A 25,417-nucleotide genomic window follows, 5' to 3' on the forward strand; every position below is an offset into this window, starting at 1 on the left:
GCGCCGTGCGGTCAGTAACCGTACCGGTCGTATCGACGTCCCGCGCCATACCGGGAATCGCGATACGGCCGGCCATAATGGCCGCCGAAATCGTGCTTGCGCCGCCATCCATGGGCGGGCGCCCAGGGCGGCGGACCGCCGCGATGGAAGCCGCGCCCATCGCGCGCCCAGGGCGGGTCAGCCATGGCGGCCGAACTGGTGCCGAGGATGCCGCCGGCAAAGGCCAGCACGGACAGAAGGGTCAGGGTCGATTTGCGCAGCATCGGGCCTCCTGTGGTCGCATGGGAGAAAATCGGTTCGGCCTCACTGGCCGGTCGTCGCGCCCGTGGTGGTGGTCGATTTCACGGGCTTCGAGCCGGGCTCGTGGGACATGGTCTTGGTGCGCGACTCGACGCTCTCCCCATCGCGGACCTTGGTCTTGGTCTGCGACTTCGAGAACGTGCCGCCGTCATGGGACATGGATTTGGACTGGCCGTTGAGGCCGCCATTCCCGGTCGCGTTCACATGCGAGCGGTCCATGGTCTTGCCGCCGGCGGAGCTGCCACCGGTCGCTAGCGACGAGCCGGTGCCGCCATTCGCACCGGTCGAGGTGCCACCGGTGCCGACGGTCGAGGCGGAAGTGTCGCCGGACGCCGCCGAGCCGGCGCTGCCCGCCGTGGCGCTGCCCTGCGCCTGCGCGAGGGCCGGGGCGAGGATGAGGACGGCGAGCGCCGTCGTCCGGGTGATTGTCTTGGCGATGCTCATCGAACCCTCACTTCTTGCTCGGCACGGTGACCACACAGTCGCCGTCACCAGTCGTCGTCATCGTGCTGCCGTTGCCGGTGCTCGAACTGGAGGCGGAACTGCTGGTCGTGCCGCTGCCCGATCGCGTCGTCACGGACGGGCCTCCGGTGGTGGAACTCTTCACCCCGTCGGGGCCGGCCGTGACCGAACTCGACAGCGTGCCGGAGGTGTTGGCATCGTCGGATTGGACGATCCGGCACGGCTTGCCGTTGGGGCCGGTCGTGACGGTCGTGCTGCCCGCGACACCGTTCGGGCCCGTCTGGACGGTGCTGGTCTGCGCCTGACTCGCGGCGATGCCGGCCAGAACGAAGGCGGCGCCGAGAAACGGTCGGATCACACGTGCCATGGTGCGTCTCTCCTCAGATTCTGAGTGCCCCTCACAAGACCCGCATGCCGCAGCCGCAGTGGCGATGGTCGGCGCCCGGACGTGGTGTGAGGCCCTCTGAGACGGGCGCGGTTCGGATGAACCGCGCCCGCAGTCACGCTGGCCGAGGCTTAGCGCTTGTTGTGACCCGGAGCGTTCTCCGAGTTTCCGGGGCCGCTCTTGTCATGACCCGGCGCGCTGCCAGACTTGCCCGCGCTGTCGGACGTGCCCGACGAGGAGCCGCCCGAGCCCATCGAGGAGCCGCTGCCGCTCCCCATCGACGAACCGCTGCCGCTCTTGCCGGCCGAAGATCCGCCCGTGCCGACCGTCGAGGAGCTGGTGCCGCCGCCGGCCGAGGAGCCACCGGTGCCGATCGTCGAGCCAGAGCCGCCACCCGAACCGGCCGAAGACCCACCGGTCCCCACCGTCGAGGAGCTGGTGCCGCCGCCCGCCGACGAGCCGCCGGTGCCGGTCGTCGAGGACGACTGCGCCAACGCGAGCGCGGCGCCGCCGATGACGAAGGTGCTGGCGAGAGCGGCAAGACGAATATGCTTGAGCATGTATTCCTCCAAGTGTTTCGGTTGTTGCGGGACCAAGAACGGAGGGGTCCGGAATACCGTTCCAGAAAATCTGCATCGAAATCGAACAAAACGCTGCAATGAACGGCAGATTAACGCAGGCTTTTATTTGAAATGGCAAAAACTGTCCGCTTCGTCGTAACGGGGCGACGAGAGCGAAGTGCAAAATCGAGGTCGCAGGATTGCGATGACCCGTTGAATCGTCTCCCGGCGGCGTGAGCTGTCGGCTCGGGCGCCAGAAACGGTGCTCCCCGCCATATCGTTCCGGGCCGTTGCCGGACTCAGGGCCAAGTCAGCTCAGTCCGCCGTTGGCAGGGCTGTTCGCGTACCGAATCCCTCGCTCGGAGCGTTCTCCCTACCTCGTTTCGCAGCACCGCTCCGGGCCGGTGCCGTGACGGGAGGCGCCGAGAAAACGCGCTCTGCCAAAGCTTTGAGCAAGCCTCCCGATTTCCAAAGCGCGGTCCTTGCCCTAGCTTGCCGCGAGTTGTCCCGGCAGGATCAAGGCATGCGCATCCGGATCGTCCACGATACGGTCTATACCTACCAGCAGCCCGCGCGGGGCCTGATTCAGATCCTGCGGCTGACCCCCCGTGACCATGACGGTCAGCATGTGCGCGAGTGGCGGATCGAGCCCTCCGTCAACGGACGGCTCACCGCTCGCGAGGACGGGTTCGGCAATCTCGTCCACTGGTTCACCGCCGACGATCCCACCGACGCGCTCACCGTGCGGGTGACCGGCGAGATCGAAACCTTCGAGACCAGCGGCGTCGTGCGCGGCGCGGTGGAGCGCCTGCCCGACCTGTTCTACCTGCGCGACACCCCCCTCACCGAGGCGAGCGCCGAACTCAAGACCTTCGCGGAGAAGGTCGCGGGTAAGGGCGAGCGTGAGGCGCTGCCGGTGCTGCACCGCTTGCTCGCCGCCGTCCACGATGCCGTGACCTTCGAGCCGGGCCCGACCAGCGCCAGCACCAGTGCCGCCCAATCCTTCGAGGTCGGGAAGGGCGTGTGCCAGGATCTCACCCACATCTTCCTCGCCGCTGCCCGGCACTTGGAGATCCCGTCCCGCTACGTCTCCGGCTATTTCCGCCGCGACGACGGCGCCGACGACCAGAAGGCGGGGCATGCCTGGGCGGAATCGCTGGTGCCGGGCCTCGGCTGGATCGGGTTCGACCCGGCCAACGGCATCTCCGCGACCGAGGCGCATGTGCGCGTCGCCGTCGGCCTCGACTATCTCGGCGCCGCGCCGATCCGCGGCAGCCGCGTCGGTGGAGGCACCGAAACTCTCGATGTGGCCCTGCGGGTCGAGCAGGTGCAGTCGCAGCACCAAGCGCAGTCTCAGGGCCACGGTCAGCAGAGCCAGAGTCAGAGCTCGGGCCAAAGCTGAACGGGCACCGGGCCTTGGGCCCGGCTTTTAAAAAAGTTATCTTGCCGGGCCGGCTCCGAGCGTGCGATGCGGGCCGCCCGAACCTGCCCGGCGCACGGGCCCCTGCCTGAGGCGGCGACCGCCATGACCTACTGCGTCGGAGTGCTCGTCGAGGACGGGCTGGTGATGATTGCCGACACCCGCACCAATGCGGGGCTCGACAACATCTCGACCTACCGCAAGCTGCACATGTTCAACACGCCGAACGAGCGCGTGATGATGCTGGCCTCGGCCGGCAACCTCTCCATGACGCAGTCGGTGCTCAGCATGCTCCGCGAGGGCGTGGACGACATCGAGGGCGAGGCGCCGGCCAAGCTCATGGACGCGGCCACGATGTTCAAGGCGGCCCAGCTCGTCGGCCGCGCGATTCGCCGGGTGCGCGAGATCGAGGCGGCCGGGTTCGAGGCGGCCAACCTCCGCATGGAGGTCTCGTTTCTGTTCGGCGGGCAGATCGGCACCGAGCCGATGCGGCTGTTCATGATCTACTCGGCCGGCAATTTCATCGAGTGCAGCCGCGAGGCGCCGTTCCTCCAGATCGGCGAGCACAAATACGGCAAGCCGATCCTCGACCGCGCCGTGACCTTCGAGACCGACCTTTACGACGCGCTGAAGGTGGGGCTGGTCTCGATGGATTCGACCATGCGCTCGAATCTCGGCGTCGGCCTGCCGATCGACATCGCCGTGCAGCGCCGCGGCGCCCTCGACCTCGAAGTGAGCCATCGCATCGAGGCCGGAGAGAGCTACTTTCACGATCTGCGCGAGCGCTGGTCGGCGGCCCTGCGCGCGGCGCATCGCGCGATTCCGCGGCCGCCCTACGGGCCGCAGCGGTAGAGCGCATTCCGACGAAGTGGCGACCGGTTCGTCGATGAGAATACGCATTCAATCAAAGACCGAGAGACCCCGGCCTGATGCCATCAGGCCGGGGTCTCTCGGCTGCGACGCTACCCGCGCCCGCCCAAGACCTCTTCGACGAAGGCCGGCACGGTCTCGCTCGCGCGCCCGAGCCGGGTCGCTTCGAACAGGCCGGCATTGTCGGCGGCCTCGAGGGTGAGGGCGAGCGTCGGGATGCCGAAGGCGCGGGCCTGCGCCACGTAGCCCGCCGCCGGGTAGACCGCACCGGAGGTGCCGATCGCCACGAACAAGTCGGCCTCGGCGAGCGCCTCGTCGATCGCTTCGAGGTGATGGGGCATCTCGCCGAACCACACCACGTCGGGCCGCATCTCGCCGCTGTGACCGCAATGCGGGCAGGCAGTCTCGACGGTGAGATCCTCGTGCCAGACGGTGTCCGTTACGCAGGCGGTGCAGCGGGCCTTCAGCAACGCGCCATGCATGTGCACGACGTGGCGTGAGCCCGCCCGCTCGTGCAGGTCGTCGATGTTCTGCGTGCACAGAAACAGCCGGCCGCCCCGCTCCGCCAAGCCGGCTTCCAGCCGGGCCAGCGCCGTGTGCGCGGGGTTCGGCGTGGCGGCGCGGGCGTCGCGGCGGCGATGATTGTAGAAGTCGTGGACCAGCGCCGGGTCGGCGGCGAAGCCTTCGGGCGTCGCGAGGCGCATCGGGTCGAACCGGGCCCAGGCGCCGTCCGTGTCGCGGAACGTGCCGAGTCCGCTCTCGGCGGAGATTCCGGCACCCGTCAGAACGAAGATGTTGGACATTAAGCGGCTCAAGCGTCGGGCAGGCGGGTGGCGAGCACCTTGTCGATGCGCCGCCCATCCATGTCGACGACCTCGATCCGCCAGCCTTGCGTCTCGATCGCATCACCCTCCGTCGGGATGCGCCCGAGCTGGACGATGAAGAAGCCGGCCAGGGTGGAAAAGTCATCCGAGCGCGGGCGCTCCGGAAAGCCGAGGCGGTCGAATGCGTCGGTCGCCGATAGCATGCCGTCGATGAGCAGCGAGCCATCCTCGCGCTCGATCACCATCCGCTCCTCGCCGGGCTCCGGGATCTCGCCGGCCATCGCCTCCAGCAGGTCGGTCTGGGTGACGATGCCCTCCAGGCTGCCATACTCGTCGACGACGATCGCCATGCGCACCGGCTTCGTCTGGAACATCTCCAGCACCTTGAGGATCGCCAGACCCTCATGGACGACGATGGGCTCGCGGGTCGCTCCCTTCACGTCGAGCGGCTTGCCGTCGAGGAACTGGTCGAGCAGATCCTGCTTGCGCAGCACGCCGACGACGTCATCGATCTGCGCGCGGCTGACGACGAGCTGCTCGTGACGGCAGGCACGCACCGCCTCGATGATCTGCTCCTGCGAATCGTCGAGATCGACCCAGTCCACCTCGTTGCGCGGCGTCATGATCTCGCGGATGCGCCGCTCGCCGATGGCGAGGATGCGCGCCACCGCATCCTCCTGCGCCTCGTGCAGCAGGCCTGCTTCGTGGCTCGCGGTTACGAGCAGGCTGAGTTCCTTCGGGGAGGGGAGGTTTCCCTCGCCCTCGCCGGGCCGCAGGCCGAGGAGCCGCAGCACCCCGTTGCCGAGGCTGTTGAGGAGGTGGATCGCCGGGCCGAAGACCAGCAGGAACAGGGTCAGCGGCCGCACGATCACGAGCGCCGTGCGCTCGCTGCGCTGGAGCGCGAGGCTTTTCGGCGCCAGCTCACCCAGCACGATGTGCAGGGTGGTGATGACGGCAAAGGCCAAAGCCACGGCCAGCGTGTGCGCGGTCGGGCCGGCAGCGGTCTCCGGCAGCCAGTCGAGGAGCGGTTCGATCAGGTGGGCCAGGGCTGGCTCGCCGACCCAGCCGAGTGCCAGCGAGGAGAGGGTGATGCCGAGCTGCGTCGCGGCGAGATGCGCATCAAGCCGGTCGGTGGCGCGCTGAAGCGCCTTTGCATTGAGCCGGCCCTCGTTGACGAGTTCAGCGACCCGGCTGCGCCGCACCGCGACGAGGGAGAATTCCGCCGCGACGAAGAAGCCGTTGGCGAAGACGAGCGCGATGACCGCGACGAGGCCAACCGCCGAAGACCAGAGACCGTCCGAAATCGTGCCCTCCCGGGCGATGCCGCAACTCAAAGCCGCAACCCGATGGCGGCACCGATGCTTAGAGCCGAACCCGGTCACGGGGGAAGAGGTTCGGACGCATTCTCGCGTGGGCGACCGCGCCCGCGTCACGACATCGGCCGGCGTATCGTCATTTTCGTGGAAGCCGGCCGCCACCCTTCTGTATGGGGAGGGCGTCGCCCCGGCCGCGCCACACTTCGTTTCCATGCGTTTCGAAGGGCAGAGTCCGGCGGCGGAGCCCGGTCTCTGTGGTGTCGAGGAATGTGGCCGTGATCAAGCTGCCGAAGCTGTTTCGGCCCCGGCACCGCGATGCCGCGATGGCCGCCCCCTTCTTCGATCCCGCCTTCTACCGCTCGGCCTATCCCGACGTGGCCGCGGGCGGCGGCGATCCGCTCCGGCACTACCTCGACCATGGCTGGCTGGAGGGCCGCGACCCGTCCGCGGTGTTCTCGACGCTGTTCTACGCCGACCGTCACCTCGCCGACCGGGCGTCGATCAACCCGCTTCTCCATTATGCGGCGCTCTCACCGGCCGAACGGCTGCGGGTCGCGACGCAGCCCGGCCCGGATTTTCCCGCACTCCAGGCCGGCGTGGCCGAGCCCTATTTCGATGCGCCGTACTATGCCCGCCTCGCCGGTCTCGAAGGGGGCGAGGACCCGCTCGCCCATTACCTGACCAAGGGCTGGCGCCGCGGGCTCGACCCGAACGACGCCTTCTCGGGCGACGCCTACCTCCAGCGCCACGCGCATATGCGCCGGCTCGGGGTCAGCCCGCTCTATCATTTCGCCGCGACGCGGCGGCTCCAGGCCTCGGAGGCGGCCGCACCGCCCGCGCGCCGCGCCAAGCCGCAGGCGGCGGCGCTCCCCGCCGATCCGGCGGAGGCCTCCGACGCGCAGATCTACGAGACGGTGGCGGCGGCCTTCGACCGGGAGCACTACCTCGACACCAACCCCGACATCCGCCGCTCCGGCGTCGATCCGGTCCGCCACTTCCTCGATTTCGGTGCCCGCGAGGACCGCGATCCGAGCCCCGACTTCTCTGTGCGCTTCTACCGCAAGCATTACCGTCGGGAGATCGGGGCCGGGGTGAACCCGTTCTTCCACTACCTCGCGGTCGGCCGGGCGCGCGGCTTCCGCCCGACGCCGTTCGGTCTCGGAACCTGGCCCGCGCAAGTTGCGCCGACACCGGCCGAATGGGAGCAGGTGCGGCCTGCCGCCGATATCGCGGCGGCGCGGGTCGTGCTGATCATGCCCGTCTACAAGGGCTACGACGACACCCTGCGGGCGATCCACTCGGTGCTGAGCGCAAGGCAGGCCACCGCCTTCGCCCTTCTCGTCATCGATGATTGCAGCCCCGATCCACGCCTGAGCGCCGCTCTGGCCGAGCTCGGCGGCCGGGGCCTGTTCGCCCATCTCGTCAACGAGGCGAATCTCGGCTTCGTGCGAACCTGCAACCGCGGCCTGGAACGGGCCACGGGCAAGGACGTCGTGCTCCTCAATGCCGACGTGGTCGTCTACGGCGACTGGCTCGACCGCCTGCTCTGGCACCTCGACGCCGACCCCCGCGTCGCGACGGTCACGCCGTTCTCCAACAACGCCACGATCTGCAGCTATCCGCGGCCGAACGTCGATAACCAAGCCCAGCTCGAGATCACACCGGCTGAGATCGACGCCTTCACCCGCGCCTGCAACGCCCGCACGAGTTCGCCGGTGCCGACGGGCGTCGGCTTCTGCATGGCGATGCGCCGGGAGGCGATCGCGGCGGTGGGGCTCCTCGACGCCGAGACCTTCGGGCGCGGCTACGGCGAAGAGAACGATTTCTGCATGCGCGCCCTCAAGGCGGGCTTCATCAACCTCCTGGCCCACGACATCTTCGTGTTCCACTCCGGCAGCGTCTCCTTCGGCGCGCTGCTGGCGACCAAGGGTGCGGACATCTTCCGCGCGATCCTCACGAAGCACCCGGACTACCAGCGCCGGGTCCATAACCACATCGAGGTCGATCCCGCCCGCTTCGCCCGGCGCCGGCTCGACCTCTACCGCTTCGCCAAGCGCGCCACGGCCAGTGCCGGGCGCGGCCTCGCCCTGATCGTGACCCACGAGTTCGGCGGCGGCGTCGAGACCCATATCGAGGCGCTCAGCGCCCGGCTCGCCGAGGCCGGTCTCGCCGTCGTCTACCTGCGCACCGACGAGCCCGGCGGGTTCAAGCTCGGCCTGCCCGGTGGGAGCGCGATCGACTTTCCCGTCTCGATCCTCGATCCGCTCTCCCTCGACCGGGATGCGGATCTTCTCGCCGAACTGATCGGCTGGCTCGGCCCGGCGATGGTGCATGTCCACTCGCTGGCGGGGCTGGATGCGCCCTCGACCCGCGTGGCGATGCGGCTGATCGAGGAGGCCGGCGCCGGCTACGATGTGACGCTGCACGACTATGCCGCCGTCTGTCACCGCAACAATCTCGTGCGGCCCGAGGGTGTCTATTGCGGGCTGGCCGAGCCCGCCGCCTGCCGCGACTGCATCCGCCTCGATCGTGACGCCGACGGGATCGTCCTGCCCGATCCCGCCGAACGGCGGCGGATCTGGGCCGGGTTCCTCGACCGCGCCCGGACGGTGTTCGCTCCCTCGGCCGATCTCGCCGATCGCATCGGCAGCACGCTGCATCTCGACCGCATCGTTGTGCGCCCGCACGAGGAGGCGCTGGCCGGCGTCGAACTCAAGGCGCGCCAGCGCCGGGAAGGGCCGTTGCGGGTCGCGGTGATCGGATCGATCGGCGCGCATAAGGGCTACGACATCGTCCACAACCTTGCCCTCGATGCCCGGCTGCGGCAATTGCCGATCGTGTTCACGATCGTCGGCCACTCTGCCGAGCCGCGCGCCATGGAGGCAGCGGGCGTGCGCGAGACCGGCCTCTACGGCAGCGATGCGGCGGCGCTCGCCGAGATCGCCCGGCTCGATCCGGACCTCGTCCTGCTCCCGTCGATCTGGCCCGAGACCTACTGCTACACGCTCTCCCTGGCGCTGGCGGCGGGGGTACCGCCGGTGGTGTTCGACCTCGGCGCCCAGGCCGAGCGGCTGCGCGAGAGCGGGGCGGGCCATCGCCTCGACCCGGCCCTGGCCGACGACCCGCAGCGGCTGAATGCAGCCTTGCTCGCGCTTCCCGTCGACGCGCTCTGGGCCGCCCGCGTGCCGTTCCGGCCGACCGTCTACCCGCGAATTCTGGAAGATTATTACGGGCTCGACGCGGCCGCCCTCTCGGCCATCGCGCCCGAGGCGGGAAGGGGAGAGGCCGCCCCGGTCGATCGCCGGGACGGGCTGCGCGCCGCGCGATCCCCCCACATGTCATAGACGGGGCTGCGACTCAGCGGCTACAACGGTCAAGCTAGGCGAGTCTCGCGCGGTCTCGCCCGGCGTTCGTTGCAAGCCAAGGGGAAGCCCATGACCACGCAGAACCTCAATGTGACCGCCCGCGAACGCGACACGCTTCTGGCGGCGTTGCGCTACTATCAATTCTACCGGATGCAGGGCCACCCGTTCGACCCTCGCAAGGATGACCTGATCGACACCATCGCCGCCAGCAGCGGCGAGGCCCTCGACGTGACCGAGATCGACGATCTCTGCGCGGGCCTGAACGGCAACCGCCACGCCCTGGCCAGCGTCGCCGCCTGAGAAGCCTCCGCGGCGCCCGCCGAGGCCCGATAGAGTTCCTCAGGTCAGCAGGGCGTTGAGAAGAACGGCCGCTCCGAGGCCGAGCACGAACGCCGCCGCGAGCAGCGATGTGTCCGCGGTGGTCATCGGGAGGCGTCGCCCGCCGAGATGCCGACCAGAAGCGGCCGGCGGGTCACCACGAACTGCCCCGGAACCGGCGCTCCGTCGTCGATCCGGGCACTTACCGGAACCGCGCCGCCCGCTTGCGGCAGACGCTGGGTGAAGGCCTTCGCCGAGCCTGCCGGACTCGGCACCGCTTCGACGAGGGACGGCGCGAGAAGGGCATAGGCTGCCATCACCGTTCCGGCCGCCGCGATCTTGATCAGGTCCCGCATGATGTCCGCCCCACCGTTCGGAGCCCTTCCGGCTCTCGTGTGGCGCCGTTCTACGGACGCCGGGTTGCTGGCGGATTGCTTCGTACGGTTACCGGATTGCGTCGCACCTTTCCGGCGCAACATCGGAAACAGACCGTTCTTTCCGCTCGTTCGCCCCGATCCGTAACGCCAAGCCGCGGCCGGGGACGCGCGCGAGCGCACATGGCGCGTCGGTGTCCGAAACGGGCGTGACGGCCTGCGCGTCGCGCGGGGCTCGGGCCGCTTCATCCCCACAACAAAAAATAACGTATGCTGGCCTCAGGTTCAGGGCCTTTATAAGTGTTCTTTACCGCTCGGGCGCATCGAGTCCGGTGGTACGATCAGAGACCCTGAACCCATGCTCCCAGCCGTCGCGAACCGGGAGGCGGCCGACGCCGCCACGGACCTGGATCGCCTTCTGCGCTTCAGTCCCTCGGTGGCGGAGCGTTACGAGAGCGAGCATGGGCGCACACGCGCGTCCGACCTGCGCCGCAACGCCCTCGTCGGCCTCTTGGTCTACAACGTCTACAATGTGACCTCTTGGTTCCTGATGCCGGACATCGCCGTCCTGGGCCTTGTGCTGCGTCTCGTGGTGTTCACGCCCGTGGCGCTGTTGCTGGTCTGGGCAGTGGGCCGGGTCGGCGCGGCCCGGCGCGAACACCTGATGCTTGCCGGGATGGTCGGCGGGATCCTGCCGACGGTGATGCTGTTCTGGCTCACCCAAGCACCGCTCGGAGCCTACTCCTTCGCGGAGATTCTCCTCGCCATCATGTTCGGGAACATCGTTCTCACCCTGCGCTTTCCGCACGCCGTGGTGGTGACCGCGACCAGTTTCGTCGTCGCGCTGCTCGCCCTCGCGGTGAAACCCGGACTCGATCCCGGGCTCGGCGTCGCCTTGGCGCTCCAACTCGCGACGACCTGCGGGTGCAGTCTCTACGCCAACTACCAGATGGAGGCGCGACGCTGCCGCGACTACCTCACGGGCCTGCGCGCCCGCATGCTGCGCGACATCGCCGAACACGCGCGCAAGCGTTTCGAGGACCTGTCGCAGACCGATGCCCTGACCGGTCTTCCCAACCGGCGCGCCCTCGATCTCTGCCTCGACACTTGGCTGGCGGAGGGTGGTCGGGTCGCCTTGCTGATGATCGACATCGACCACTTCAAGCCGTTCAACGACACGCTGGGCCACCCCGCCGGCGATGAATGCCTGCGCCGCGTGGCCGAAACGCTGGCCGCTTCCACCTTCGATCGCGCCGACCGCCTCTGCGCCCGCTACGGCGGGGAGGAGTTCGCCGTGGTCCTGAGGGGCGGAGGATCAGCGGAGGCGATAGCCCTCGCCGAAGAGGTCGTCCGCGCCGTCGCGGCGCTCGGATTGCGTCATCCCGGCCGCCGCGACGGCATCCGGATCGTCACGGTCAGCGTCGGCGTGGCGCTGAGCGCGCGCGCGGCGGATGTCGGGCAGGCCAACCCGAAATTGGCGCTTCTGGCCATGGCGGACCGCGCGCTCTACGCGGCCAAGCAAGGCGGACGCAACCGCGCCGTCGGCGGCAAGGCCACGCCCCCCTATTTCCTGAAAGCGGGGTAGGCCCCGCGATCGCCTTGCTCCGGGCCCCGGTCTCGAATCGTATTTGAGAGCCGGGGGCGGCCGTTCGGGACGCGAGTCTACCCGCCGAACACCGAGGTCAGGACTTCGCCGCCCCGGTTGATCGCGACCTCCCACAGGCCGAGATTGCGCTGCGTTACCCGCTCCAGATCCTTGGTCGAGGTGATCGGCATGCCGTTGATCGCCACGATCACGTCACCCTTGCGGAAGCCCGCCCGGCCGGCGAGCGAACCGTCTTCGACGGTGGTCACCGCCACGCCCTCGTCCGGCAGGTCCGCCTGAAGCTCCTCGCCCACCGCGGGCGAAGTGTTGACGAAGGTCGCGCCCGCGAACGGCGTGCGGGTGCGGACCTTGAGGCTGTCGCGGGGCCGCGTCTCCGGCGCCGGTCCGAGCTTGATCTGGATCGTCTGCCGCTTGGTGCCGCGCAGGATGCCGAAATCGGCCGTGCCGGAAATGCCCTTGAGGGCGTAGCGGTAGCCGAAGGCTTCCGGATCCTCGACGGCCTGTCCATCGACCGTGAGGATCACGTCGCCGCGCTTGAGGCCGGCTTCCTCGGCGGGGCTCTTGGCCTGCATGCTCGCCACCAAGACACCGGTCGGCCGGTCGAGCCCGACGCTCTCGGCGATATCCGGGGTCACGCCCTGCACCCGCGCCCCGAGCCAGGGCCGGCGCACGAGGCTGCCGCCGCTCTTGGCGGTCTCGACCACGGCGCGGACCATGCTCGCCGGAATGGCAAAGCCGATGCCGTGGCTGCCGCCGGACTGCGAATAGATCGCGGTGTTGATGCCGACGAGATGCCCCTTCAGATCCACCAGCGCGCCGCCGGAATTGCCCGGATTGATCGCCGCATCGGTCTGAATGAAGAACTGATAGTCCGACGAGCCGACCTGGGTGCGGGCGAGGGCCGAGACGATGCCCTGCGTCACCGTCTGGCCGACACCGAAGGGGTTGCCGATCGCCATCACGAAGTCGCCGACTTCCAAGTGGTCGGAATCGCCGATCGGCATCGCGGCGATATCGGCCGGGCCCTTGATCTTGAGCACGGCAAGGTCGGTGCGGGGGTCGCGCAGCACGATCTGCGCCTCGAACTCGCGCTTGTCGGCGAGCGCCACCTTCACCTCGTTCATGTTCTCGATGACGTGGTTGTTGGTGATGACGAGGCCCGAGCCGTCGACGATCACGCCCGAGCCCAGGGAGCGCTGTGCCCGCTCGCCGGGCATGCCGCTGGGGCCGCGGCCCGGACGGTCCTCGCCGAAGAAGCGGCGCATGAACTCTTCCATGGCGTTGGAGCGGGCGGAGCGCTTCTCGACATGGGAGGCATAGACGTTGACCACGGAAGGCGCCGCCCGCTTCACCACGGGGGCGAAGGAGAGCTGGATCTCGCCCTTCGACAGGGGCACCGCTTTATCGGGAGACGCCTTCTCGGCGGCGGGCTTTCCGGGCGTGTTCGCCATCTGCGCGCCCGCGGGCGTGGCGACGAGAAGCACGGATAGGAGGCAGGCCGGCAGGAGCGGCGAGGAGGGCATGCGAGGTCTCCGGAGGTCGCTGGAGCGGTGGCGGGCTATGTAGACGCTGCGACCGCAGGGCGCGAGGGGCTGGCGCAGCATCAGCGATGCCGACCGCGATCACCCTGCTGTCCGACCCAAAACAAACGCCGGCGCACACCCCCGGAGAGGCGTGTCCTCGGCCCGCTTCGGCTCAGTTCGGGCGCAGCTGGGGCGCAGAATGCAGAGCGCTTTTCACCCCCGGATGATCTGAGGGCGAACGAAAAAGGGCAGCCGCCCGATGGCGACTGCCCCGATCGCGTGTCTTGGCCGGTGCGGAAGTCAGTGCCGGTGGGCGGTGTCGTGCAGGCGGTTGGCGCTGCGGACGATCTCGCTGAAGCAGCTCAACGAGGCGTCGGCGGCGCGCTGCATCTCCGTCACCTGAAGGCGGATCGCCTCCGCCGGGGACTTGGCGCGGGCGAGCGCCTGGAAATGGGCGAGCACCGCTTCGCTCTCGCCGCGGGCGAAAGCGAACAGCTTCGCGTTGATCTCTGTGAGCGGCGCGAGCGTGGGCGCGAAAGCGAAATTCGCACCGATGCGGACGCTGTGCGTCTTGGGCCGGGCGTCGTCGGATGCCTTGGCTTCGGGCTTGGCCTCGGCCAGCGCCGGCAGCAGCGCGGTCTGGGCAAGCGTCTCGGTCGCCGTTTCGACGGCTTCGACCGCCTCAGCCGCAACGACCTCCGGTTCGGCAATCACAGCAGGCGCCTCATCCGACGCGGCGGTGACCGTCTCTTCGGGAGCCTCGGCCGGCTGGTCGTCCGCAGCGGACTGCACCTCGGCCGGGGCCGGCTCGCCGGACGCTTCGACAGCCTCGTCTGCGGGGCTCTCGGCGATCTCGACCGCTTGGGTCTCGACCGTTTGGGCCTCCGCAGCCTGAGTCTCCGCGGCTTGCGCCTCTACGACCGGGGCCTCGGCGGTCTCCGGCGCGTGCGTTTCAGGCTCCGAGCCCGCGTCGGCCGGCGTCTCGGCCAGCAGCGCATCGGCGACCTCGGTCGGCGTCGCGGTGACGGTCGGCGACGGGGTAGTGGCGGACGCTCCGGGTGCGCGTCCCCTGCGGCGGCTCGACGACATGGGCCTTCTCCTCGTTCGAAACCCTCTGCCTCAGCGCGGTTCCGAGCCGAGCCCGGAGCGCTGCGACGGAGCATAGCGTTGAAGCACGAGTGTGCCGAGCCCGCTGAATGCGGATTCGGCCTCTCATGCTCCCCAGCGGGCCTGAGCCCGCAGCCGGACCGGATTAGCGGCCAGCGGCGCTCTGAGCGAGGGCACCGTATTCCTTGGCCTGGGCCTGGAACGCGGCGAACTGGGTCTTCAGGAACTCGGACTGGATCTCGAAGGCCTCGCGCGGGTCCTTCGCGCGCACGACGCGCTGCACGTAGTCGAAGGCGGCGTCGGCGTTGGTCTTGGTGTGGTCGAGGCTCTTGAGCACCGCGGCGTTCAGCGTCGACTGGACGGTCGTGGCCGAGTTCCGGAGCTGCTCGGAGGTCTTCACCGCACCGTTCAGGAACGTGCCGAAGGCGTTGCGAGCTTGATCGACGCTCTTGTCGGCGAAGTCGCGGAACTCGGCGGGGATCTCGAAGCTCTGGGTGCTCATCTGTCTCTCCTGTCAGACGGACCGGGAGAATTCGGTTTCAGGGAGCATCGAAAGCGTCCCTGCGACTAACCGGCCCGCACCTCATATGTTGCGGTGCAACATAAAAGTCAAGGACAGTTTCGGGTGCTCGAACAGCAATATCCAGCCGCGCACCGAATGGAATTAAGGTTTTGTTATAAATCGCGATTCGACCGGGCGACCCTCATACGGGACGGCGCTGCATCTGGCACTATAATGGCAGCGAACGCCCTTTGCCAAGGGTGTTGCCCAAGGAATGGACAACCGCAGGCTCGGCGGCGGACGGGCTCATATCGCACTGCCGCATTTTGTATTCGTCCCCGATTCGCCGATACAGCGCCAGCAGCGAATGGGCGTGGGCGGCGAGCGTCAGCGGCGCCTGCCAGTACCGGTCATAGGCCTCCCGGCCGAGGCGGGCGGTCAGCGCGTCGTCCTTGAGCGCCTCGAAGGCGCCGGCCAGCGCCGCCACCTCCGGCTCGACGACGAAGCCGGTCTCACCGTCCATCACCTTCTCCGCCGCACCGGAGCGGCGCGACGCCACGACGGGAATGCCCTGGGCCAGCGCCTCGTAGACCGTGAGCGGCCCGGTCTCGACCCAGCGCGAGGGTGCGCAGAGCGCACGCGCGCGGCGGCTAAGGATCGCCTCGACCGCCTCCGGGCTTCGCCAGCCGAGCATTTCGGCGCCCTCCGCCCGCAGACGCGCTTCGAGCGGGCCGGCGCCGATGAAGAGCGCGGGCAGTCCGGCCTGTCGCGCGGCCGCGGCGACGAGATCGGCGCCCTTTTCCGGGGTCAGGCGCCCGACATAGACGATCGCATCGCCCGAAGCCGGCATGGCCGGCGCGCGCTTCTCCACCCGCACCGGGTTGTCGATGCGGTGATGGCGCAGGCGCAGGGCCCCGGACCGTCCCGCCACCCGCGCACGGCTGCCGTCGCAGACATGGACGACGTCGAGGTCGGCCCCTCTTGCCGCGACCCGCAGGGCGGCGGCCCGACCGACGCGCACCAGCTTGTGCAGCCGGCTCTTCGGATCGCAGGCGGCCGCGAGGCAGGCGCCGGAGAGCGGGACCAGCGCGCAGGGCTCGGCCCGGTCGAAGCGGTAATCGACACCGTTCGGGCAGGTGAGGGCGTAGTCGTGCAGGGTCAGAACCAGGGGAACGCCGCGGCCGAGCAGCACCGGCAGCACGGCGGGTGAGAGCGCGCGGGTCCACTGGTGCAAGTGAAGACAGTCGGGCGGCACCGGCAGGCTGTAGAGGGCGCCCGCGAGCCGCGCGGCGGCCTCGCCGTTCCAGATCCCCGACGCCGCGCCGCGCCATGCCGGCAGCGACCACACATCCGGCAGACCAAGGTCGATACGGTGCAGGCGCGGATGGTCGAGCAGCGGATCGACGGGCCCGGTGATCGCCTGGATGTAGGTCACCTCCGCGCCGGCCTCCGCCAGCCCGCGGGCGGATTCCATCGCGACCTTCTCGGCGCCCCCGCTCGCGGCGGCGAATTCGGCGAGGATCACGACGTGCATGGTGGCGCCCCGTCCGGAAGCGCGGGCACCGTCCCGAAGAGAAATCTTCGGACGAAACGATGCTCTCGCGGTGAGGCCGCCCTGGCGCGGCGCGTGTCCGTTCAGGGTTTACGGGAGATCAACTGCCGGCTGGTAAACGTCGGCCAAACACCGATCCTCCGTGAGACACCGTGCATCGGGCGGGTCACGAGGTGGCGAGGGAGCGAGAATCGCCGTGCACGTCGTCCTCGTTCTCGATCATGCCCATATCAATGGCGGCCAAGCCAAAGTCGCCCTCGACTCTGCTGTGGGCCTGCGCCAACGCGGCCACCGGGTCACGGTCTTCGCCGCGGTCGGCCCAATCGATCCCCGACTCGCCGAGAGCGGCGCGCGCGTCGTCTGCCTCGGGCAGGACGACATCGCCTCCACCACCAACAAACTCGCCTTCGCTGCCCAGGCGATCTGGAACCGCCGCGCATCCGCACGCCTCGCCGCGGAACTGGCGCTGTGCGATCCCCGCGACACGCTGGTCCATGTCCACGCCTTCGCCAAGGCGCTCTCACCCTCGATCGGCACGGCGATCCGGCGCTCGGGTCTGCCGTGCCTCTACACGATGCACGAGTTCTTCCTCGTCTGCCCCAATGGCGGCTTCTACGAATATCCGGCCGACCGGATCTGCCACCGCACGCCGATGTCGGCGGCCTGTCTCACCACGAATTGCGACGCGCGCTCCTATCCGCGCAAGCTCCTGCGGGTGGTGCGCCATCTCGGCCTGGAGCACGTCGCCGGCCTGCCCAGCCTGTTCCGCCACGTGGTCACGATCAGCGCGCTCCAAGAGCGGGTGGTCGCGCCGCTCCTGCCTCCGCGCACGGTGTTCCACCGGATCGACAATCCGATCTCGGTCGAGCGGCAGCCGCTCGAGCATGAGGGCCGGGGTGATGTTCTGTTCGTCGGCCGCATCTCGACGGAGAAGGGCGCCCCGGTCTTCGCCGAGGCCGCGCGGCGGGCCGGCCTCCGCCCGGTCTTCGTCGGCGACGGTCCGAACGCGGCGGAGCTGAAGGCGCGCTATCCCGAGGCGGTGATGCTCGGCTGGAAGACCGGGCCGGAGGTGCAGGCTCTGATGCGGCGTGCCCGCGCACTGGTGTTCCCGAGCATTTGGTACGAGGGCCAGCCGCTCACCGTCTACGAAGCGCTGGCCTGCGGCTGCCCGGTCATCGTCTCCGATGCCTGTGCCGGGCGCGAGGCGGTGGAGGACGGCGAGAACGGGTTCTGGTTCCGCTCCGGCGATGCCGGCGCGCTCGCCGCCCACCTCACCCGGCTGTCGGACGACGCGCTCGCCGCCCGAATGGCCGAGCGCGCCTACGAGCGCTACTGGGCGGCGCCGCTCAGCGTGGACGCGCATCTCGACCGGCTGGAGCAGGTCTACGGCCTCGTGATGCGCGAGGCGCCCGCCCTTCGCCCGGTCGAGGGGCCGGGTTTGCGCGGCGCGGCATCCGCCGGCCTGTAAGCCGCGACGCAACAGGAACGCTCGCCTCGCGTTGGTGCGCATGAAGGCCGCGACACGCGGCGCGCTCGACAACGGAGACCGATCCCCATGTCCGAGACCACCAAGCAGCCGACCGACGAGACCAAGCCCAAGGGCTTCCAGCAGGACGGCAAGGGCGACAAGTCGATGCCCGAGAATTCGAAGGACGAGAAGGACGAGCGCCTCGACGAGGCGCTGGAAGAGACCTTCCCGTCGAGCGATCCGGTCTCGGTGAAGATCACGAAGTAAGGGGTTGGAACGGAGCCGGGCGATAAGGCGCCCGGCTCCCGCGCCTTATCGTACAAGGGCGACGTTCAGCTTGGCCCGGCGGCGCTGCTGCGCCAGGCCCGACTTGGCCAGCATCGATTGTGTTGCGCCCGTCAGGTCGAGGGTGATGTCCTGCCTGAGGATGCGGCTGAGCGTTGATTGCAGTGTCGTGCCGTCGTTGTCGAAATCCCCGTGATGGACGGATCGACTCTTCTCGCTCGGTGAGAGGAACCAGTTGCACGCCTGCGGTCGCCAGAAGGATTTGGGGATTGTCTGGGCGAACTTGGCCATTCCCAGGATCGGAACGCCGTCCCGTACGCCCGGAATACGTGGGCGTGCTTCAAAGGCTGCGCTGACAAGATACAGCAACGACTTGTGGTAGATGTTGGCGCAATGGTCGTTCTGCTCGGTGGCGTCGTCGAGCGTGTAGAGATCAAAGCTCTCGATCTTGCCGGCCTCAATGAGCGGTTTGAAGACGGTATCGAACAAGTCCATCGTGCAGGCGGGTGCCCAAAGCGACAGGCTCCTGATTTTGACGCCGCCATCGACGAGATGCTGCGCCAGCAAGCCATGCAGGATCGAGCCGGCGCTATGGCCTACGAGGTGGATCTCGTCGATCCCTCCGTCTTTGTAGAGCTCGATCAGGTGGTCGGCCATCAGCCGTGCGCCGCCCTTCTTGTTCTTCGTGGCGCCTTCGGCGTTCTCTTTCATCTCGTCCCAGAGTGCCTTGCCGCCGAGGAGCCGCGCCAGGGGTTCGAGGGTGTCGTCGAGGCGATCGAGCATGAAGTCTTTGGCGCGATCGAGGAAATCCTCGTCGCGCCGGCCACGGACCGCCTCCCTGAGGATGTTGCCGAGCGTCGTCCAAGCATCCGATCGCCAGATGAGGGAGAGCGGATAGACCTCGGCCTTGAGCAGGGGTTCGCGGTTGTTGGCGACGGTCTGGATCGCAGCATCCTGCGAGACGAGGCCGCCATGCGCGTAGATGACGACTTTCTTCTTCGCCCAGCCATCCATGCGCTTGGGCATCTGTTCGGTGATGAGGCTGCGCAGGGCGCTCGGCGTCAGGCCGTAGGAGCCTTTGTCGTCGAGGAGCCCGTCATTCTTACAGGCGATGATGTAGGGGCGTAGCGAGGCGTAGACCTGACTCTCATAGCTGCGCGGCGCGCCGACCATCATCTCTGATGAACCTACGGGCCGGCCGACTGCGACCGGTGCGCCGAGGGCCGCCACCCAGACATCGGTGCCGTTACTGAGCCAGTCGGCGTAGGTCAGGAGAGCGATTCCGCCTCTGCCCCAGCGCGGCCCCCAGCTATTCTGAATCCAAAAGCCCTCCCGGTTGTATCCGACGACGGCGAAGGCATGGCCGCCGATTACGCCTTCCTCGAAGACGATGGCTTCATCGCCTTCTTGGACCCGTTGCCACCCCGTGTGCACGGTGGCCGTCGCAAATAGGACGCCGGTCTCGCTGATGGCCGCGTGCATCGCCACCAAGTCTTTGTGGTTGACCCTGAAATACGCGCCCAGCGGACGCTCCAGGGCGTCGGCGGCGCGGGTCTCGGTGAGCGTGACGTCCCCCTTCTTGTCTTTCCAGAGCCTCTCCGCGCAGAGCCCGTGCTTGTGCCAACCCTTCATGGCCCCCCGGGCGCTGGACCCGTCATACTCCTCGCCCGGCCACTCGTCGTAGCGCTTGGCCATCGCGTAGAGCATCCAGGCGCTGACCGAATCGGCCGTTTCCGTGCCGCCCCGCGCCTTAATCAGGTAATTCGCGACAGTGGCGAGGCCGTACCCGGTACAGGCCCCCTCCTTACCCTGATCGAGGATCGGGATTTTGTGACTTCGAAAGCTCTCGATGTCCGAGATTGCCCTCACCGCAACGAGACTTGAGATGTACAGCGTATCGCGGAAGTCGATTGTGTCTGGAAGCGCATCGAATGTGCGTTTGGCGGGTGTTTTCATATCCATGAAACCCTCCCTGTCACGCGACGGAGGAACCATGCCGTTCGCGAATCCGCGACATTAAACGCTTGGGGTGATTTTCGCGAGAGTTCTCACAACTTCAGATTAGCAACTCTAGAATTTTCATCAAAGCGTGTGCCGTGAAATTTGAAAGACGGCGAAATGCCTGATTTTACGCGCGATTTCAATTTTGCACATTTGGATGCCGTCACTGGTGCGCCCGGCTCTGTAGACGACAGATCTCGGAGGGACGCTGACCAAAAGGAGTAATTCGATCGGAAATTGGCCTCGGCGGGTTCGATCGGTTCGTCCGACCTTCACGCGGATTTCGAGTCGGCGCGGCGAAAACAAAAGCCCCACCCGGCACAGGGCCAGGCGGGGCTGTTCTTGTCGAGTCCGTCGCTGATGCGCTTACTGCTCCAGCAGGCGCCGGGCGATGACCTGGGCCTGGATCTCGGCGGCACCCTCGAAGATCGAGAGGATGCGCGCGTCGCACAGCACGCGGCTGATCTTGTATTCCAGCGCGAAGCCGTTGCCGCCGTGGATCTGCAGGGCGTTGTCCGCCGCCGCCCAGGCGACGCGGGCGCCGAGCAGCTTGGCCATGCCGGCCTCGAGATCGCAGCGCTTGCCCTCGTCCTTCTCGCGGGCGGAGAAGTAGGTGAGCTGGCGGGCGATGTTGATCTCGACCGCCATCATCGCGAGCTTGTCGGCCACGCGCGGGAACTCGACCAGCGCCTTGCCGAACTGCACCCGCTCCTCGGCGTAGCGCAGGCCGATATCGAGGGCTGACTGCGCCACGCCGATGGCGCGGGCCGCGGTCTGGATGCGGGCCGATTCGAAGGTCTGCATGAGCTGGGCGAAGCCCTTGCCCTCGATCTCGCCGAGCAGGTTGTTAGCCGGCACGGCGAAGTCCTCGAAGGAGAGTTCGTACTCCTTCATGCCGCGGTAGCCGAGCACCTCGATCTCGCCGCCGGACAGGCCCTGGACCGGGAAGGGCTCTTCGTCCGTGCCGCGGGGCTTCTCGGCGATCAGCATCGAGAGACCGCGGTGGCCCTTCTCCTCGGGCTTGGTGCGCACGAGCACGGTCATGATGTCGGCGCGCACGGGGTGGGTGATCCAGGTCTTGTTGCCCGAGATCTTCCACTGGTCGCCGTCCTTGACGGCCTTGGTGCGCAGGCTCGCGAGGTCGGAGCCGGTGTTCGGCTCGGTGAAGACGGCGGTCGGCAGGATGTCGCCGCTGGCGATGCCCGGCAGGAAGCGCTGCTTCTGCTCCTCGGTGCCGCCGCACAGGATCAGTTCGGCGGCGATCTCCGAGCGGGTGCCGAGGGAGCCGACGCCGATATAGGCGCGCGACAGCTCCTCCGAGACCACGCACATCGCGGCCTTGGGCATGCCCATGCCGCCGTATTCCTCGGGGATGGTGAGGCCGAACACGCCGAGTTCGGCCATCTTCTCGATGATCGACATCGGGATGTAGGCGTTCTTCAGGTGCCACTCGTGGGCCTGCTCCACCACCTCGGCCTTGCCGAAGCGGCGCATCTCGGAGCGGATCGCCTCCATATCCTCGTCGAGGCCCGAGGCGCCGATGGTGGCCGCCCCCGCGCTCGTGGCTTCGCGAATCTTGGCCACCAGCGCGGCGCGGTTGGCCGGCGTGTTGCCCTCGGCCACCATGGCGTCGATGGCCGGCGTCCGGAAGGACGCGAGTTCAGCGGCGGTGAAGCCGAGCGCGGTCGGACGGACCATCTCGCCCTGGCTCATCGGAATGCCGCCGAACATCTGGTCGAGATACTCGCCGACGCCGATCTTCACGAGCAGCGCCTCGGTCTCGCCGAAGCTGCCCTCGCCCTTGAGCCGCTCGGCGTAGTCGGCGAGCTCGCGCACCGCCTCGCCGTAGGTGGCGAGCCAGGACAGGCCGTGGGCGGCGTGCTGCTCGCGCTCCAGCGCGCCCGCGTCGAGCTTACCCTCGGGGCCCGTCACCCGCGCCTTCACGCGGGCGGTCGCCTCGGCGACGAGGGCCTTGGCGCCCGCGGCGGCGTCCTTGGCCAGGGCGACGAAATCGTTCGGGTCGTTGGCGGGCTGGACGGCGGGGGAAGCTGCCATGTGGGACTCTCTTTTCAAGCGCTCCGAGCCGAAGTGGGTGGCGTGGCGGAGCGCGGTTCTCGGGAAACCGGTTAGATGCTTCCTTTATAGGCCGGATCGCCGGCACAATAGTGGTTTCTCATCGCCGCATCCCCCGTCTTTAGGCTGAATTCATCATACGGTTCACCGTGTTGCGCGTGTCTGCGGTCCGCTCGCCAAGCCGACGCCGGCGGCCGCCACCGCCATGCCGGCGATCTGCACCGGGGTCAGGGCCTCGCCGAAAAGGGCGTAGGCGATGGCCGCCGAGACCGGTGGCACGAGGAAGAGCAGCGAGGCGACGCCGGCCACCGCGCCGCGCCGGATCAGCGCCAGCAGCAACAGGATGCCGCCGACCGAATTGACGAGGACCGACCACGCCATGCCGAGGCCGAGCGGCAGGCTGAGGGTAAGATGCGTCTCGCCGGCGATCAGCGCGAGCGGGACCGCGAAGGCGGTGCCGCCGATGAATTGCAGGCAGGCATTGGTGACGAGGTCGGCACCCGCCCCCTTGCGCTTCTGCCAGAGCGTGCCCGCGGTCATGGCCAGCATCGCGGTGAGACACACAGCGAGCGCATCCGGCGGGATGCCGGCGGCATCGACTGAACCGAGCTTCGGGGCGAGCACCAACCCCGCGCCGAGAAAGCCTAGACCGATGCCGGCCCAGCGCCGGGGCGCGACCCGCTCGCCGAGCAGCGGTTGCGAGGCCGCCGCCGTGAGGAGCGGCTGAAGGCTGCCGACCAGGGCGGCGATGCCGGCGGGCAGGCCCCGATGCACCGACCAGAACACCCCGGCGACATAGATGCCCTGCATCAGCACGCCCGCGACCATTCCGTCGCGCCAGCCGGCGGCATCACGCGGCCAGCGGGCGCGCCGGAGGGAGGCAATCCCGGCCAGAACGAGCGCGACCAGCGGCAGCCGCAGGGCGACGAAGGCCAGCGGTTCGGCATAGGGCGCCACGTAGCGGGCGGCGACGAAACCGCTCGCCCAGATCAGCACGAAAGCGGCCGGGATCAGGCTGGAGAGAATGCTCGACATGGCGCCCGGCAGGCAGCACGCAACCGACCTCATGGCAATCGGAGAAACCTGAGGGCGGCCATGCTCGGCCAGCGCCCGAGATTGACGCGCACCGCCCATTGGCCCGTATGGAGCGGCCCGCCTCGACTCAGCCGAAGAAGCCGTCTCCTCCCTTGAGCCGATTCAAGAAGATCCTCGACGTGACGGGCATCGCCGCGCAGCGCTTCGTCGCCCATGACGGCTGGGCGATCGCCAGCCACATCGCGCTGTCGATGCTGACCTCGCTGTTCCCGTTCCTGATCCTGCTCGCGGCGCTGGCCGGCCTGGTCGGCAGCAAGTCGCTGGCGGACGAGGCCGGCACGCTGATCTTCGATGCGGTGCCGCGGGAGGTGGCCAAACCCATCGTCGGCGAGGTGCACCGCCTGCTCACCGAGCAGCGCGGCGGGGTGCTGACGCTCGGCGCGCTGCTGGCGCTCTACTTCTCGTCCTCGGGGGTCGAGTCGCTGCGGGTCGGGCTCAACCGCGCCTACGGCATCCGCGAGATGCGGCCGTGGTGGCTCACCCGGCTCGAATCGATCGGCTACGTCGTCTGCGGCGCCTGCGCGATGCTGGCCTTCGCGCTGCTCGTGGTGCTCGGGCCGCTGATCTGGCGCCAACTCGTCTTCGTCGCGCCGGGGCTGGAGCCGCTGGGGCTCACCGTCGCCATCGGGCGCATCGGCGTCACCGCCTTCCTGATCGCGCTGGTGCTGGTGATCGCGCATAAATTCGTCGCGGCCGGGCGGCGGCCGGTGTTGTCGGTCCTGCCGGGCATCGTCGTGACGCTGTGCCTGTGGTTCCTCGCCGGCCTTGGCTTCGGCTTCTATCTCGACCGCTTCTCGAACGCCTACGCCTCGACCTATGGCGGCCTCGCCACGGCGATGATCTTCCTCGTGTTCCTCTACTGGCTCGCGGCGATGTTCCTGTTCGGCGGCGAGGTGAACGGCACGATCATCGCGGCGCGGCGTCAGCGGTTGCAGGCGCGGATGCGGGCGCGTCAGGCGGAGGCGGCGCGGGTAAGCGCGAATCCGCTGCCGTGATCTCGCCCATGAGTTTGCGCTCGCGGGCCAGTTCCGCGAGCCGCTCGATCCGGATACCCTGCGGCGGCAGGTCGATCACGAAGCGCTCGGCCATCTCGCCGAGGACGAAATCGGGGCGGACGGCTTCGAGATAGTGCCAGTCGATCCCCGTCGACCACAGGAAATGCACCTCGCGGAACGTGTCGGCGAAGAGTGCGGTGAGCGTCGCGACCGGGCTGTGGGGGGTGTGCTGCGCGTAGGAATCGCCGAAGATCACGAGGCGGCGCGGATCGGCCCCCGGATCGTCGTTGCGGAACACCGCATGCGCGCCGAGATGGGCATCGCCACCGCGCCCGAGCCCTTCCATCTCCAAGAGCAGGCCGTTGGCGTGGATGCGCCGGGCCTCGCTCGCGATCGCGCTGCCTTCCGCCCATTCCGAGCGGTGGGGCATGAATTTGAGGCCGAGATCGCCCGTGAAAGGGAGGGCGGTGCGCGCGCGTCGCGCCTCGATGTCCGCGCGCGGGGGCACGCCCATCCGCGCCAGGATCGTGCGGTAGGCCAGCACGCAGCCTTGATGCGTCCAGTGGGTGTCGGTGCGCAGGTAGAGCGGCGGGCCATCCTTCGCCGCGCGGAAGGCGCCCGTGAGATCCACCCAGGCGCGGGCACCCGGCGAGGCGGTGAGCCAGCGGGCGAGGCGGAGCGCGGGCGCGCGGGCCGGGTCGAAGGCGAGCCCCTCGGCCAATTCGGGATAGACGGTGAGCTTTTCCGGGGCGAGGGCGTGAAAGTAGGTCGCGCCGAGCCGGGCGCAGCGCCGCATGCGGGTCTCGATAATCCGCCGCCAGCGCCACAGCGTCCGCCGCGAGACGCCCGGCCGGCCATACTGGTCCAGCACCCGGTTGTTGCCGCGAATCAGGAACAGCCAGCCGTCCCGGCCCTCGTACACGTCGGCGGCCGGATCGGGGGCGGAGGTCATGGGGTGGTTCTAGCGGGGCGGACGCCGAGCGCCAAACCCTCCCCCCCGGATCTCGGGCTTGCCC

The 25,417-nt window shown here is 68.6% G+C and carries 23 protein-coding genes; 9 read left to right on the forward strand and 14 right to left on the reverse strand.

Translation table 11 applies throughout. The features are described 5' to 3' along the window. Nucleotides 1-11 precede the first annotated feature (11 nt). The 3 genes from ASF53_RS00070 to ASF53_RS00080 are packed head-to-tail and all read right to left on the reverse strand — an operon-like array spanning nucleotide 12 to nucleotide 1,129. Nucleotides 12-263, reverse strand: coding sequence for a hypothetical protein (locus tag ASF53_RS00070; RefSeq protein ID WP_056191982.1), 252 nt, complete (start codon nucleotides 261-263; stop codon nucleotides 12-14). A gap of 40 nt (nucleotides 264-303) precedes the next feature. Next, a complete protein-coding gene (locus ASF53_RS00075) occupies nucleotides 304-744 on the reverse strand; it encodes a hypothetical protein (protein ID WP_056191986.1) in 441 nt (146 codons plus the stop codon). Nucleotides 745-751: 7 nt separating this feature from the next. After that, nucleotides 752-1,129, reverse strand: coding sequence for a hypothetical protein (locus tag ASF53_RS00080; RefSeq protein ID WP_056191989.1), 378 nt, complete (start codon nucleotides 1,127-1,129; stop codon nucleotides 752-754). 225 nt (nucleotides 1,130-1,354) lie between these two features. Between ASF53_RS00080 and ASF53_RS26200 the strand changes: the two genes are divergently transcribed. The 3 genes from ASF53_RS26200 (at nucleotide 1,355) to ASF53_RS00095 (ending at nucleotide 3,979) form a co-directional block, all read left to right on the forward strand. Further along, a complete protein-coding gene (locus ASF53_RS26200) occupies nucleotides 1,355-1,867 on the forward strand; it encodes a hypothetical protein (RefSeq protein WP_200943143.1) in 513 nt (170 codons plus the stop codon). A gap of 363 nt (nucleotides 1,868-2,230) precedes the next feature. Then, nucleotides 2,231-3,109, forward strand: coding sequence for a transglutaminase family protein (locus ASF53_RS00090; protein ID WP_056191994.1), 879 nt, complete (start codon nucleotides 2,231-2,233; stop codon nucleotides 3,107-3,109). Nucleotides 3,110-3,232: 123 nt separating this feature from the next. Beyond that, nucleotides 3,233-3,979, forward strand: a complete 747-nt coding sequence (locus ASF53_RS00095; protein ID WP_056191997.1) for a proteasome-type protease — start codon at nucleotides 3,233-3,235, stop codon at nucleotides 3,977-3,979. Between the two features lie 110 nt (nucleotides 3,980-4,089). Here ASF53_RS00095 and ASF53_RS00100 read toward each other — a convergent pair whose 3' ends face one another. Continuing rightward, nucleotides 4,090-4,800: an SIR2 family NAD-dependent protein deacylase gene (locus ASF53_RS00100; RefSeq protein WP_056192000.1), complete on the reverse strand. Its 711-nt coding sequence runs from the start codon at nucleotides 4,798-4,800 to the stop codon at nucleotides 4,090-4,092. A gap of 8 nt (nucleotides 4,801-4,808) precedes the next feature. Continuing rightward, the gene (locus tag ASF53_RS00105) at nucleotides 4,809-6,080 is read right to left on the reverse strand and encodes a hemolysin family protein (protein ID WP_156635357.1); all 1,272 of its coding nucleotides are present in this window, start codon (nucleotides 6,078-6,080) and stop codon (nucleotides 4,809-4,811) included. 332 nt (nucleotides 6,081-6,412) lie between these two features. Between ASF53_RS00105 and ASF53_RS00110 the strand changes: the two genes are divergently transcribed. Together ASF53_RS00110 and ASF53_RS00115 are read left to right on the forward strand one after the other, a co-directional pair. Next, nucleotides 6,413-9,481 (forward strand): glycosyltransferase, encoded by a 3,069-nt coding sequence (locus tag ASF53_RS00110; RefSeq protein WP_056193745.1) that lies wholly within the window; start codon nucleotides 6,413-6,415, stop codon nucleotides 9,479-9,481. A gap of 90 nt (nucleotides 9,482-9,571) precedes the next feature. Then, on the forward strand, nucleotides 9,572-9,802 hold the full coding sequence (locus ASF53_RS00115) for a hypothetical protein (RefSeq protein ID WP_003597189.1): 231 nt from the start codon (nucleotides 9,572-9,574) through the stop codon (nucleotides 9,800-9,802). A 122-nt stretch (nucleotides 9,803-9,924) separates the two neighbouring features. Here the strand turns inward: ASF53_RS00115 and ASF53_RS00120 are convergent, their stop codons facing one another. Further along, the gene (locus ASF53_RS00120; protein WP_056192005.1) at nucleotides 9,925-10,176 is read right to left on the reverse strand and encodes a hypothetical protein; all 252 of its coding nucleotides are present in this window, start codon (nucleotides 10,174-10,176) and stop codon (nucleotides 9,925-9,927) included. 376 nt (nucleotides 10,177-10,552) lie between these two features. On the opposite strand from ASF53_RS00120, the gene ASF53_RS00125 reads away from it, so the two are divergent. Beyond that, nucleotides 10,553-11,779 carry a GGDEF domain-containing protein gene (locus tag ASF53_RS00125; protein ID WP_056192007.1) on the forward strand — a complete coding sequence of 409 codons (1,227 nt, stop codon included), beginning with the start codon at nucleotides 10,553-10,555 and terminating at the stop codon, nucleotides 11,777-11,779. Between the two features lie 77 nt (nucleotides 11,780-11,856). Here ASF53_RS00125 and ASF53_RS00130 read toward each other — a convergent pair whose 3' ends face one another. From ASF53_RS00130 to ASF53_RS00145, 4 genes are all read right to left on the reverse strand, one after another. Continuing rightward, nucleotides 11,857-13,323: a DegQ family serine endoprotease gene (locus ASF53_RS00130; RefSeq protein WP_056192010.1), complete on the reverse strand. Its 1,467-nt coding sequence runs from the start codon at nucleotides 13,321-13,323 to the stop codon at nucleotides 11,857-11,859. Nucleotides 13,324-13,623: 300 nt separating this feature from the next. Beyond that, nucleotides 13,624-14,412, reverse strand: coding sequence for a phasin family protein (locus tag ASF53_RS00135; protein WP_056192013.1), 789 nt, complete (start codon nucleotides 14,410-14,412; stop codon nucleotides 13,624-13,626). 163 nt (nucleotides 14,413-14,575) lie between these two features. Beyond that, nucleotides 14,576-14,932 carry a phasin gene (locus ASF53_RS00140; protein ID WP_056192015.1) on the reverse strand — a complete coding sequence of 119 codons (357 nt, stop codon included), beginning with the start codon at nucleotides 14,930-14,932 and terminating at the stop codon, nucleotides 14,576-14,578. A gap of 229 nt (nucleotides 14,933-15,161) precedes the next feature. After that, complete coding sequence (locus ASF53_RS00145; RefSeq protein WP_056192018.1) at nucleotides 15,162-16,466, reverse strand: glycosyltransferase family 4 protein; 1,305 nt, start codon at nucleotides 16,464-16,466, stop codon at nucleotides 15,162-15,164. 214 nt (nucleotides 16,467-16,680) lie between these two features. Between ASF53_RS00145 and ASF53_RS00150 the strand changes: the two genes are divergently transcribed. Continuing rightward, nucleotides 16,681-17,952, forward strand: coding sequence for a glycosyltransferase family 4 protein (locus ASF53_RS00150; RefSeq protein WP_056192021.1), 1,272 nt, complete (start codon nucleotides 16,681-16,683; stop codon nucleotides 17,950-17,952). Between the two features lie 87 nt (nucleotides 17,953-18,039). Further along, nucleotides 18,040-18,219, forward strand: coding sequence for a hypothetical protein (locus ASF53_RS00155; protein WP_056192024.1), 180 nt, complete (start codon nucleotides 18,040-18,042; stop codon nucleotides 18,217-18,219). A 45-nt stretch (nucleotides 18,220-18,264) separates the two neighbouring features. Here ASF53_RS00155 and ASF53_RS00160 read toward each other — a convergent pair whose 3' ends face one another. From ASF53_RS00160 to ASF53_RS00170, 3 genes are all read right to left on the reverse strand, one after another. Beyond that, nucleotides 18,265-20,199, reverse strand: coding sequence for a C1 family peptidase (locus ASF53_RS00160; protein WP_056192026.1), 1,935 nt, complete (start codon nucleotides 20,197-20,199; stop codon nucleotides 18,265-18,267). Between the two features lie 405 nt (nucleotides 20,200-20,604). Next, nucleotides 20,605-22,293 (reverse strand): acyl-CoA dehydrogenase family protein, encoded by a 1,689-nt coding sequence (locus ASF53_RS00165; RefSeq protein WP_056192029.1) that lies wholly within the window; start codon nucleotides 22,291-22,293, stop codon nucleotides 20,605-20,607. A 162-nt stretch (nucleotides 22,294-22,455) separates the two neighbouring features. After that, complete coding sequence (locus ASF53_RS00170; RefSeq protein ID WP_056192030.1) at nucleotides 22,456-23,346, reverse strand: DMT family transporter; 891 nt, start codon at nucleotides 23,344-23,346, stop codon at nucleotides 22,456-22,458. Between the two features lie 107 nt (nucleotides 23,347-23,453). Here ASF53_RS00170 and ASF53_RS00175 point away from each other — a divergent pair, with 107 nt between their 5' ends. Continuing rightward, nucleotides 23,454-24,401 (forward strand): YihY/virulence factor BrkB family protein, encoded by a 948-nt coding sequence (locus ASF53_RS00175; protein ID WP_056192034.1) that lies wholly within the window; start codon nucleotides 23,454-23,456, stop codon nucleotides 24,399-24,401. Here ASF53_RS00175 and ASF53_RS00180 read toward each other — a convergent pair. Then, entirely contained in the window at nucleotides 24,313-25,353 is a 1,041-nt protein-coding gene (locus ASF53_RS00180; RefSeq protein ID WP_056192037.1) for an alginate O-acetyltransferase AlgX-related protein, read from the reverse strand. The genes ASF53_RS00175 and ASF53_RS00180 overlap by 89 nt on opposite strands. Nucleotides 25,354-25,417 lie beyond the last annotated feature (64 nt).

The organism is Methylobacterium sp. Leaf123 (genome assembly GCF_001423405.1).
Lineage (GTDB): Bacteria > Pseudomonadota > Alphaproteobacteria > Rhizobiales > Beijerinckiaceae > Methylobacterium.